The sequence below is a fragment of the Rhodomicrobium udaipurense JA643 genome, assembly GCF_000636015.1.
GTDB classification, from domain to species: Bacteria; Pseudomonadota; Alphaproteobacteria; order Rhizobiales; family Rhodomicrobiaceae; genus Rhodomicrobium; species Rhodomicrobium udaipurense.
This window is the reverse complement of record NZ_JFZJ01000126.1, coordinates 1-8,856: the sequence shown is the minus strand read 5'-3', so window position 1 is coordinate 8,856 and position 8,856 is coordinate 1. Positions and strand designations below refer to the sequence as shown.

The following is an 8,856-nucleotide window of genomic DNA, read 5'->3' as shown; positions in this document are numbered from 1 at the left end:
CATGTCGCGGCAGAGGACGAACGTTCCTATAATCGCGAAAACCGCCCGGCTGCGGGCAATCCTGTTTCAATCGCGATGAGAGTTCGACCATGACGGAAAAGTTCGAAGCGCTCCTTCTCACGAAAACCGAAACCGGTCAGGCCGTCGCGTGGACCGAGCTTTCGGATGCGGACCTCATGCCGGGCGATGTCACAGTGCGCGTCACGCATTCGACCGTAAACTACAAGGACGGCCTTGCCATCACGGGGAAGGCCCCGGTGGTGCGCCGCTGGCCCATGGTGCCCGGCATCGATTTCGCGGGCGTCGTCGAAAGCTCGTCGCATCCCGACTTCACCCCCGGCGATGAGGTTGTGCTGAACGGCTGGGGCACGAGCGAAACCCATCTTGGCGGCTACGCGCAATTCTCCCGCGTGAAGGGCGAATGGCTGGTGCCGCTGCCCGCCGGGCTTTCGCGCGCCGACGCGATGGCCATCGGGACGGCGGGTTACACGGCGATGCTGTGCGTGCTGGCGCTCGAAGCGCATGGCGTGACGCCAGACAAGGGGCCTGTGCTTGTCACGGGCGCGTCCGGCGGCGTCGGCAGCGTCGCGGTGGCGCTGCTGTCGAAGCTCGGCTTCACGGTGCATGCATCCACCGGCCGCCCGGAAGAGGAAGGCTACCTGAAATCGCTCGGCGCGTCGGAGATCGTGGCGCGGCAGGAGCTTTCCGCGCCGGGCAAGCCGCTCGGGCGTGAGCGCTGGGCGGGCGCGGTCGATTCCGTCGGCAGCCATACGCTCGCGAACGTGCTCGCGCAGACGAAATATGGCGGCACGGTCGCGGCATGCGGGCTCGCGCAAGGTCTGGACCTCCCCGCAAGCGTCGCCCCGTTCATCCTGCGCGGCGTGACGCTGGCGGGCATCGACTCCGTCATGGCACCGAAGGCGAAACGGCTCGAAGCCTGGGCGCGGCTTGCGCAAGACCTCGACCGCGCGAAGCTCGCCGCGCTGACGACAACGCACTCGTGGAAGGATGCGGTCACGCTCGCCGAAGACATCCTCGCCGGGAAGGTTCGCGGCCGCGTCGTCCTTGAGGTGGCGTAGGGCATGATCTGCAAAAGCGGACGCCGATCACGCCCGAACAGAAACTTGGAGCGGTGGTTTCGGCTGCCGCTTTCAAAACAGCCGCTTGCGCATGAAAATTTCGTCCGACTCGTCGATCGCGAGCTTGTCGAGAAGCCCGGCCTGCTCGAAACCGAAGCGCCGATAAAGCGCCTCGGCGCGCGTGTTGAACGTGGAGACGCAGAGCCAGAGCTGGCGCGCGCCGCCTTTGTGCGCCTCGTCCTCAATCCATTGCAGCAGGCGATGGCCGAGTCCGCGCCCTTGAAACTCCGGCAGCACGCAGAAAAGCTGGAGATAAGGCCCGTGCAGGAACGGATTCTGGATCGCGACGATGCCCGCGAGCCGCCTATCCTGAAGAACCTCGAACCGGGTCAGGGCCGGAATCTCCCTCTGCAACGAAGCGGCGATGCTGGGCGCGCTCCAGTTGACGACCGACCAGGGCGGGATCTCCGCCATAGCCGCGCCGAGCGCTTTCGTGTTTTCGGGCTTGAGGGGCCTCAGGATGAGCGCGTCGCCCAAATCGTGACGCACGTTTTCGAACGGGCCGTGCAGCGAGGCAGTCATGGCCTGTCCGCCGTGATTGGCGCGGCGGGGTGCGTCGCTGTCGGGGCAGTGCTCTTGACATCCGCGCCCGAACCGGTCGCGGCGGGTGCGTGCTTCGCAGCGGCGGCGGGCGGCTGCGCGCTGTTGTTTGCAGCCGGGAAAAGCTTGTCGTATTTCACATTATCCCCCGGCTTGAGCTCGTAGCAGGTGTCCTTGATGACCGGCGCGCCCTTCGCGATCAACTCGCTCACCGTAGCAAACCCGAAGCCGCGCTTCCGTAACTCATCGATCATGTGCGGCAACGCCTCCGCCGTATGATGGCCGCGCCCGTTCGCGTGCATCACGATGATCGAGCCGGGCTTCGCGGCGGCGGCGCTTTTCGCGATGGCGTCGGCGCTTTGGGCGGGTGCCGGGTCGCCGGTCGGGATGTCCCATTGAATGGCGAGCAGCCCGGCGTCGTTCACCGCGTCGAGCGCCTCTGTGTTGCAGGTACCGAACGGAAAGCGGAAGACGAGCGGGCGGCTGGCGTCAACCGGGCCTGTGCCGGGGCGATAGCAGCTTCGGCCGGAAAGCTCGCGGCGAAGGCGACCGTCCGCGTTGAGATTGAGCGAAAGGTCGCGCCGCATTTCGTCGGGCGGCAGGAGACGGAAATTTCTATGCGTCCAGCTATGCGCGCCGACCTCGAACAGCGGATCGGCCATGAGTTGCTGGGCCCGCTCGCTGTGGTCCATCAGCCACTTTCCGCTCGCAAAAAACGTGGCCTTTACGCCCGCCTTGCGCAGCGTGTCGAAGATCGAAGCATCGTAGCCCGACACCTCCCACGCGTTTTCGCAGAGGTCGAAGGTGAGCGCGACGAGCTTTTCGCCCGGCGGAAGCTTGACGCTACGAATGGAGCCGCGAAGCGCCGGCGCCACGGGGGCGAGCGGCTCGGCCTGGTCGCGCGGCTCGATGGTGGGATCGTAAGTCTCTCGGTGGATTGCCTTTTCGCCCGGCTTGCCCGCGAGTTCGGCAGTCGACCAGCACGCTCCCCCGGAGGCGTGCCCCTGCGCCCTGGCCTCCAGGGAGCAAGCAACGGTAGCGGCTATACATAGGGCGATCAAGTGGGCAAGGCGGGTCATGCTCGTTCTTCTCTCAGGCGGGAGCAGGTTCTACTGCCGGGCGCAGATTTTAATTGCGCTCCGGTAAAGTTGCTCGCAAACTCCGTGATGCGCCTATTCGATTTGGCGCGTTCTTCAAAGGTGATACGACGATGGCAAAGAAACCTGAAGCGAAGCCGAAGGAAGCCGCGAAGCCGAAAGGCAAAGCCGAAGAGAAGGCCCCACCCAAAAAGGGCGGGAAAAAATAGGAATTGTTGGCGAGGAAAAGGTGGAAGAGAACTCTTCCCCTTTTTCCGCATCCTCCTGTAAGCATAGCCCGTATCACCGTCGTACCACACGCCCCGAGGGAACCATGCGGCTGGCTTGCAGGATACTCATGATCGCGCCCTTCGCGCTGTTGCCGGCGTCCGCTTTCGGCATATCCGTGACAAATCGCGACGCTACCGATCAAACATTGATCGTCATTGAAGGCGACAAACAGGCGGAACAGATCATCAAGGCAGGCGAACAGCTAGCGCTTTGCGAAAAAAGCTGCGTGATCCGTCTGGCGGATGGCGAGGACTATGAGTTCGACGGACCCGAGATTGTCTCTCTTGAAGACGGGTTGCTGTTCCTCGACAACGCAGCGGCGCAAGGCAAGGCGGCTCAATAGGCAGCCGCCGCCTTTTGCGCATCAGTTCCTGTAGTCCTGAACCTTGGTCGCCCGCAGGCCCGGCAAACCGTGCCGGTCTATGAGGCGTTGCCAGCTCAGAAACTCGTCAATCGTCAGCTTATAGCGCTGGCATGCATCGTCGAGGCTCAGAAGGCCGCCGCGAACAGCCGCGACAACCTCAGCCTTTCGGCGAATAACCCAGCGTTTCGTATTCGGTGGAGGAAGATCCGCGATGGTCAGCGGACTCCCATCGGGGCCGAGCACATAGCGAAGGCGAGGGCGGAACAAGTCGGTCATAGTACTCTCACACGCGATCAAAGACCTGAGGTGAACTTTATTGCGACCTATTTAAAACGCGCTTAACCGGGTCGGTATAAAAAACCTTCCCATCCACCACCTTTGGTTGCTTAATGTACTGATACACGCTTTTGGTGTACTTTCGTTTCTGCTTTTACTTCTTTGACGAAGACGTCCCGCCTCATTCGATCAGCTTGTAAGCAGGAAGCGTCAGGAACGCATTGAGTTCTCCGCTCATGACAAGGTCGCGAAACAAGGTGATCGCTTCCGAAAAACGCCCGCTCTCGTAGTCCGCACCAACCTTTTCGCGAAGCTGTAGCATCTCATCGGAGATGATCGCTTCGATCAGCTCGGGCGTGACCTTGCGGCCGTCTTCCAGCGTCGCGCCATGATGCAGCCATTGCCAGTTTTGGGTGCGCGAAATCTCGGCCGTCGCTGCGTCTTCCATCAGATTATACAAAGGCACCGCGCCATTCCCGCGCAGCCACGCCTCGATATATTGAATGCCGACGCGCGTGTTGACGCGAAGCCCCTCTTCCGTGCGCGTGCCGTCATGCGGCTGGAGCAGCTCCTTTTGTCCAGCTGCGACATCTTCGCGCAGCTTCGAAAGCTGGTTCTTTTTCGGCATGTGCTCGTCGAATACGGCGAGCGCGATCGGCACAAGGTCGGGATGCGCCACCCATGTGCCGTCATGGCCGTAGGTCACCTCGCGTAGCTTGTCCTCGCGAACGGCGGCAAGGGCCTTGTCGTTCACTTCGGGGTCACGGCGGTTCGGGATGAACGCCGACATGCCGCCCATGGCAAACGCGCCGCGCCGGTGACATGTCTGGATCAGAAGCTCGGCATAGGCCTTGAGGAACGCCTTGCTCATGACCACCTGGCCGCGGTCGGGCAGGATGCGATCCGGCTTCGTGCGCAGCGTCTTGATGTATGAAAAGATGTAGTCCCAACGCCCGCAATTGAGGCCGACGATATGGTCACGAAGCTCGTAGAGGACTTCGTGCATTTCGAAAACGGCCGGTAACGTCTCGATCAGAACCGTTGATTTGATGGTGCCGGTGCGGAGTTGCAAGTGCTCCTCGGCGAACAGGAACACCTCGTTCCAGAGACGCGCTTCGAGGTGGCTCTCCATCTTCGGGAGGTAGAAGTAAGGGCTGCTGCCCTTCGCCAGCGCGGCTTGCGCGTTATGCAAGAAATAGAGGCCGAAGTCGAAGAGCGCGCCCGCGACCGGCTGCTTGTCCACCGTCATATGACGCTCGACAAGGTGCCAGCCGCGCGGACGCACCATCAGCACGGCGGGGTTCGGCCCGACCGCGTAGGATTTGCCGGTGTCTTCCTCGGTGAAATCAACCTCGCCGCGCCAGTAGTCGGCGAGGTTGATCTGGCCTTCGACGACGTTCGCCCATGTCGGCGACAACGAGTCTTCGCAATCGGCCATGAACACCTTCGCGCCGGAGTTCAGCGCGTTGATGATCATCTTGCGCGTCGTCGGCCCGGTGATTTCCACGCGCCGGTCGGTCAGGTCGTCCGGGATGCCCGCGATGGTCCAGTCCACCTCGCGGATCTTCTTCGTCTCCGGCAGAAAATCGGGCAACGCGCCGCTGTCCCACGCCGCCTGCCGTACGCCGCGCGCCTCCATAAGCTCGCGTCGCCGAGGCTCGAAGCGGCGATGCAGTTCGGCGATGAAGTCGAGCGCGGGCGCGGTCAGCACCCGGTCATAGCCGGGTTCGATCGGGCCTGTGATCTTCATGCCGTCGGGCAGCGGCAGATGCAGGATCGGGGCAGCAGACATGGTCGTTCTCCCATTCGAGGTGAAGCCTCGTTTTGATCCATTCAAATGCAGTCGACCAAGCGCGTCCATACCCACTGAGTAGTACAACCGAGTGAAATCTTCGGTCTATGCGGCTTGGCGAATTTGAGCGTGACTTCCAATAAATGCAAAGGAGTGCCGCTTTGCTCCCGGCCGCAGGACGAGCTGGATTGCGAGGGAGGCGTGGCCGAAATTTCCGTAGCGGCCGCTAGCGATGGGGGCACCGGTGCCGGTTGCTGCATGGGCTTAATCAGCTGCGCGGCGGTGTGGGCGTGGGGTGTTGCGGGGACAGAAGCGGTGGCGGCGCTCTCACATCCGGGCACAGAAAAAGCCAGCGCGAAGGCTGGCTTTTGATGCTTTTGTAACGGTGGCGTTATTGTGCCGCAGAAGCCGAGAATGCTGGCATTCCGCCGCCGGAAACCGGGCTGCGCGGTGCTTCCGCCTTGAGGGCGGCCTTTTGGACCGCCTTCTGCACCTTTTCGAACGCGCGCACCTCGATCTGCCGGATTCGCTCGCGACTGACGTTGAACTCGGACGACAGCTCTTCGAGTGTGAGCGGATCGTCGGCGAGGCGGCGCGCTGTGAAGATGCGGCGTTCGCGCTCGTTCAGACTATCCATCGCCGCTCCGAGATATTCACGGCGGCGGCTCAACTCCTCGCTTTCAGCGAGCTGCGTCTCCTGACTCGGCCCCTCGTCGACGAGCCAATCCTGCCACTCGCCGCTTTCCGAGTCGGCGCGCAGCGGAGCGTTGAGCGAAGCGTCGCCACCGAGGCGGCGGTTCATCGACACAACGTCCTCTTCCGGCACGCCGAGGTTGGTCGCGATGGTCTTGACCTGATCGGGGCGGAGATCGCCCTCCTCCAGCGCCTGCAACTGGCTCTTCGCCTTGCGCAGGTTGAAGAAAAGCTTCTTCTGGCTCGCCGTGGTGCCCATCTTCACGAGGCTCCACGAGCGCAGAATATATTCTTGAATGGCAGCGCGTATCCACCACATAGCGTAGGTGGCAAGGCGGAAGCCCTTGTCCGGATCGAAGCGTTTGACGGCCTGCATCAGCCCGACATTGCCTTCGGAGATGACTTCACCGATGGGCAACCCGTAGCCGCGATAGCCCATGGCGATGCGCGCCACAAGGCGAAGGTGCGACGTAACGAGCTTCTGCGCTGCCTTGGCGTCTTCGTGCTCTTGCCAACGTTTGGCGAGCATGTATTCTTGCTGAGGCTCAAGCATCGGGAAACGCCGGATCTCTTCGAGATAGCGGGCGAGGCCACCACTTGCAGCGACTGACGGCAATGAACTCATGCTTCAAACCCTCCGCATCGGATGACCCGCTGCCGTTGGAGAACTCGTTCGCGTTTCCGGAACGATTGAACCCACATTACGCTTCCCGCTATGCGTCTGCATCTTAATTCTTGGACAGTTTTGCATCGAACCTTTCAAGAGCGTTACACAATTGCGCGATGTCTTCAGGCAGCGGGCTCTCGAAAGATAGAACCTTCCGTGACGAAGGATGTTCGAACCTTAAGCCCGCAGCGTGAAGCGCCTGTCTCTCGGCACACGCAAAATTCCTTGCCGCTTCGTCCGGGAGGGCAAGCGCTTTCGTTCTAAAACCGGCGCCATAAACGGAATCCCCTACCAGAGGAACGCCGATATGCGCGAGATGCACCCGCACCTGATGAGTGCGGCCCGTTTCCAGTTTGCATCTAAGGACACTCAGCGTGGCCGTTTTGTTCCACTTCCCCGTTGCCGCGCTCTGGCTTTCGACATTTCCAAGCCGGAAGACACGCTCGATTGCATAAATCGTGGCAGCCTCGCGCCCGCCATTGCGCACCACCGCCATCTTGATCCGCGACCCCGGATGCCGCGCGATCCGAGCCTCGATCCGCCCCGACGTCGGCTGCGGCTCTCCCCACACCAGCGCCAGATATTCGCGGCGCAGCGCGCCCGTCCGTCCGTGGTCGGCGAACTGCGCCGACAGACTGCGATGCGCCTTGTCCGTCTTCGCGACGACCATCAGCCCGCTGGTGTTCTTGTCGAGCCGGTGCACGATCCCCGGCCGCGTCACACCGCCGATGCCGGAAAGGCTGTCGCCGCAATGCGCGATCAGCGCGTTGACGAGCGTCCCGTTCGGATTGCCCGCGCCGGGATGCACGACGAGGCCCGCCGGCTTGTCGATCACGATCAGGCTGGCGTCCTCGTAAACGACGTTGAGTTCGATGGCCTCGCCCTCGACGGCGTAATCCTCGGCGGGCGGTGTCGTGACTTCGAACGTATCGCCGAGACGCACCTTCGCGCTCGGATCCGTCGAGGCCTCGGCGTCGCGCCCCGCCGCAAGGCGCACCACGTGGCCCGCGCGAATAAGGTCTTGCAGGCGCACCCGGCTTTGTGTCTCTATCCGGCTCGCGAGAAAGCGATCGAGGCGCACGCCCGCGTCGTCTTCTGAAGCTTCATAGCGGGCGGGAGAAAATTCGTCGCTCGTCATTGACCCTTTGCCTGCCCCTCTTGAAAGCCGTCACCATGACAAACGCGCAAAGCCCGGTCCCCGGCCCCTGGACGCCCGAACGCGTCCGCATGCTCAAGATTGCCGTCACGATCATGACGACATTGCTTATCGCCGGCATCATCGCGCTCCTTTACGGTGTGGCGCGGCAGGCGGCGAAACTCAGTTCTGGCCCGGCATCCGCGACGAGGCCCGCTCTGTCAAGCCCGGCCGCAGCGCCCGCGACCACGCCTTATGCGCAAACGCTTGCCCTGGGGCAGGGCGAACTCAGGAGCGTATCCGCGGACAACGGATCGATCATTCTGCACTATAAGGGGGAGGGTAGCGACACGATTATCGTACTCGACCCCCTAAGTGGGCAGGAGCGCGGCCGGTTTCAAGTGCCGCGCCGGTAGGGGGCAGCGGCCAAAGGGCGACAGCGGCGGTCGGCGCGCTTTCGGCCTCCCCGCACCCATGGGGGCAGCTGGGGCATGCTCGTGCAGATGATGCCGCTGCTTCGGCCTCCCGCCCCATGGGGGGCAGGGATGGACTGGTTCCTGGTGACAAGGCAAACCCGCGGTCTCCCCGCACCCGTGGCGGGCAGGTGCCAAAGAGGGCGGCGAAAGTGACAAGGATCGGCCTCCAAAAAGCCAACTGAAAGGCCGCCGTTACGTCCGCCTCGCGCTTGACGTCACGTCATTCGCCCATGGGCTGCCTGCGCAAAGCCCCGGCGCTTCGATCGGCTCAAGTTTCGGTGCGTGTCGTCGGTTTTGCGCTTGATCGATGGCGCGGCGCATTCTAATGTATGGCTTCGCTCGCCCCGTTCGTCTAGCGGTCAGGACGCGGCCCTCTCACGGCTGAAACAGGAGTTCGATTCTCCTAC

General features: G+C 62.6%; 9 protein-coding genes. 3 read left to right on the top strand and 6 right to left on the bottom strand.

Annotation, left to right across the window (positions count from 1 at the left end):
* Positions 1-89 precede the first annotated feature (89 nt).
* Complete coding sequence (gene acuI / locus T281_RS14335) at positions 90-1,079, top strand: acrylyl-CoA reductase (NADPH) (RefSeq protein WP_037240691.1); 990 nt, start codon at positions 90-92, stop codon at positions 1,077-1,079.
* Positions 1,080-1,151: 72 nt separating this feature from the next.
* Here acuI and T281_RS14330 read toward each other — a convergent pair whose 3' ends face one another.
* Together T281_RS14330 and T281_RS14325 are read right to left on the bottom strand one after the other, a co-directional pair.
* Positions 1,152-1,661, bottom strand: a complete 510-nt coding sequence (locus T281_RS14330; RefSeq protein ID WP_052037523.1) for a GNAT family N-acetyltransferase — start codon at positions 1,659-1,661, stop codon at positions 1,152-1,154.
* Positions 1,658-2,758 carry a polysaccharide deacetylase family protein gene (locus T281_RS14325; RefSeq protein WP_081796820.1) on the bottom strand — a complete coding sequence of 367 codons (1,101 nt, stop codon included), beginning with the start codon at positions 2,756-2,758 and terminating at the stop codon, positions 1,658-1,660. Before T281_RS14325 ends, T281_RS14330 begins: the two co-directional genes overlap by 4 nt.
* 247 nt (positions 2,759-3,005) lie before the next feature.
* On the opposite strand from T281_RS14325, the gene T281_RS14320 reads away from it, so the two are divergent.
* A complete protein-coding gene (locus T281_RS14320; RefSeq protein WP_155955272.1) occupies positions 3,006-3,389 on the top strand; it encodes a hypothetical protein in 384 nt (127 codons plus the stop codon).
* A gap of 21 nt (positions 3,390-3,410) precedes the next feature.
* On the opposite strand, the gene sciP is transcribed toward T281_RS14320, so the two are convergent.
* The 4 genes from sciP to T281_RS14300 form a co-directional block, all read right to left on the bottom strand.
* Complete coding sequence (gene sciP, locus T281_RS14315; RefSeq protein WP_013419537.1) at positions 3,411-3,686, bottom strand: CtrA inhibitor SciP; 276 nt, start codon at positions 3,684-3,686, stop codon at positions 3,411-3,413.
* 181 nt (positions 3,687-3,867) lie between these two features.
* The gene (aceB, locus tag T281_RS14310) at positions 3,868-5,478 is read right to left on the bottom strand and encodes a malate synthase A (protein WP_052037521.1); all 1,611 of its coding nucleotides are present in this window, start codon (positions 5,476-5,478) and stop codon (positions 3,868-3,870) included.
* Between the two features lie 391 nt (positions 5,479-5,869).
* Complete coding sequence (gene rpoH, locus T281_RS14305; protein ID WP_037240685.1) at positions 5,870-6,796, bottom strand: RNA polymerase sigma factor RpoH; 927 nt, start codon at positions 6,794-6,796, stop codon at positions 5,870-5,872.
* Between the two features lie 103 nt (positions 6,797-6,899).
* Positions 6,900-7,976 (bottom strand): RluA family pseudouridine synthase, encoded by a 1,077-nt coding sequence (locus tag T281_RS14300; protein WP_037240682.1) that lies wholly within the window; start codon positions 7,974-7,976, stop codon positions 6,900-6,902.
* Positions 7,977-8,011: 35 nt separating this feature from the next.
* On the opposite strand from T281_RS14300, the gene T281_RS14295 reads away from it, so the two are divergent.
* Complete coding sequence (locus tag T281_RS14295; RefSeq protein ID WP_155955271.1) at positions 8,012-8,389, top strand: hypothetical protein; 378 nt, start codon at positions 8,012-8,014, stop codon at positions 8,387-8,389.
* Positions 8,390-8,856 lie beyond the last annotated feature (467 nt).

Excerpts from the sequence above, each read along its gene's own strand:
- acuI (WP_037240691.1), top strand. The coding sequence starts at position 90 with ATGACGGAAAAGTTCGAAGCGCTCCTTCTCACGAAAACCGAAACCGGT.
- T281_RS14330 (WP_052037523.1), bottom strand. The coding sequence starts at position 1,661 with ATGACTGCCTCGCTGCACGGCCCGTTCGAAAACGTGCGTCACGATTTG.
- T281_RS14325 (WP_081796820.1), bottom strand. The coding sequence starts at position 2,758 with ATGACCCGCCTTGCCCACTTGATCGCCCTATGTATAGCCGCTACCGTT.
- sciP (WP_013419537.1), bottom strand. The coding sequence starts at position 3,686 with ATGACCGACTTGTTCCGCCCTCGCCTTCGCTATGTGCTCGGCCCCGAT.
- aceB (WP_052037521.1), bottom strand. The coding sequence starts at position 5,478 with ATGTCTGCTGCCCCGATCCTGCATCTGCCGCTGCCCGACGGCATGAAG.
- rpoH (WP_037240685.1), bottom strand. The coding sequence starts at position 6,796 with ATGAGTTCATTGCCGTCAGTCGCTGCAAGTGGTGGCCTCGCCCGCTAT.
- T281_RS14300 (WP_037240682.1), bottom strand. The coding sequence starts at position 7,976 with ATGACGAGCGACGAATTTTCTCCCGCCCGCTATGAAGCTTCAGAAGAC.
- T281_RS14295 (WP_155955271.1), top strand. The coding sequence starts at position 8,012 with ATGACAAACGCGCAAAGCCCGGTCCCCGGCCCCTGGACGCCCGAACGC.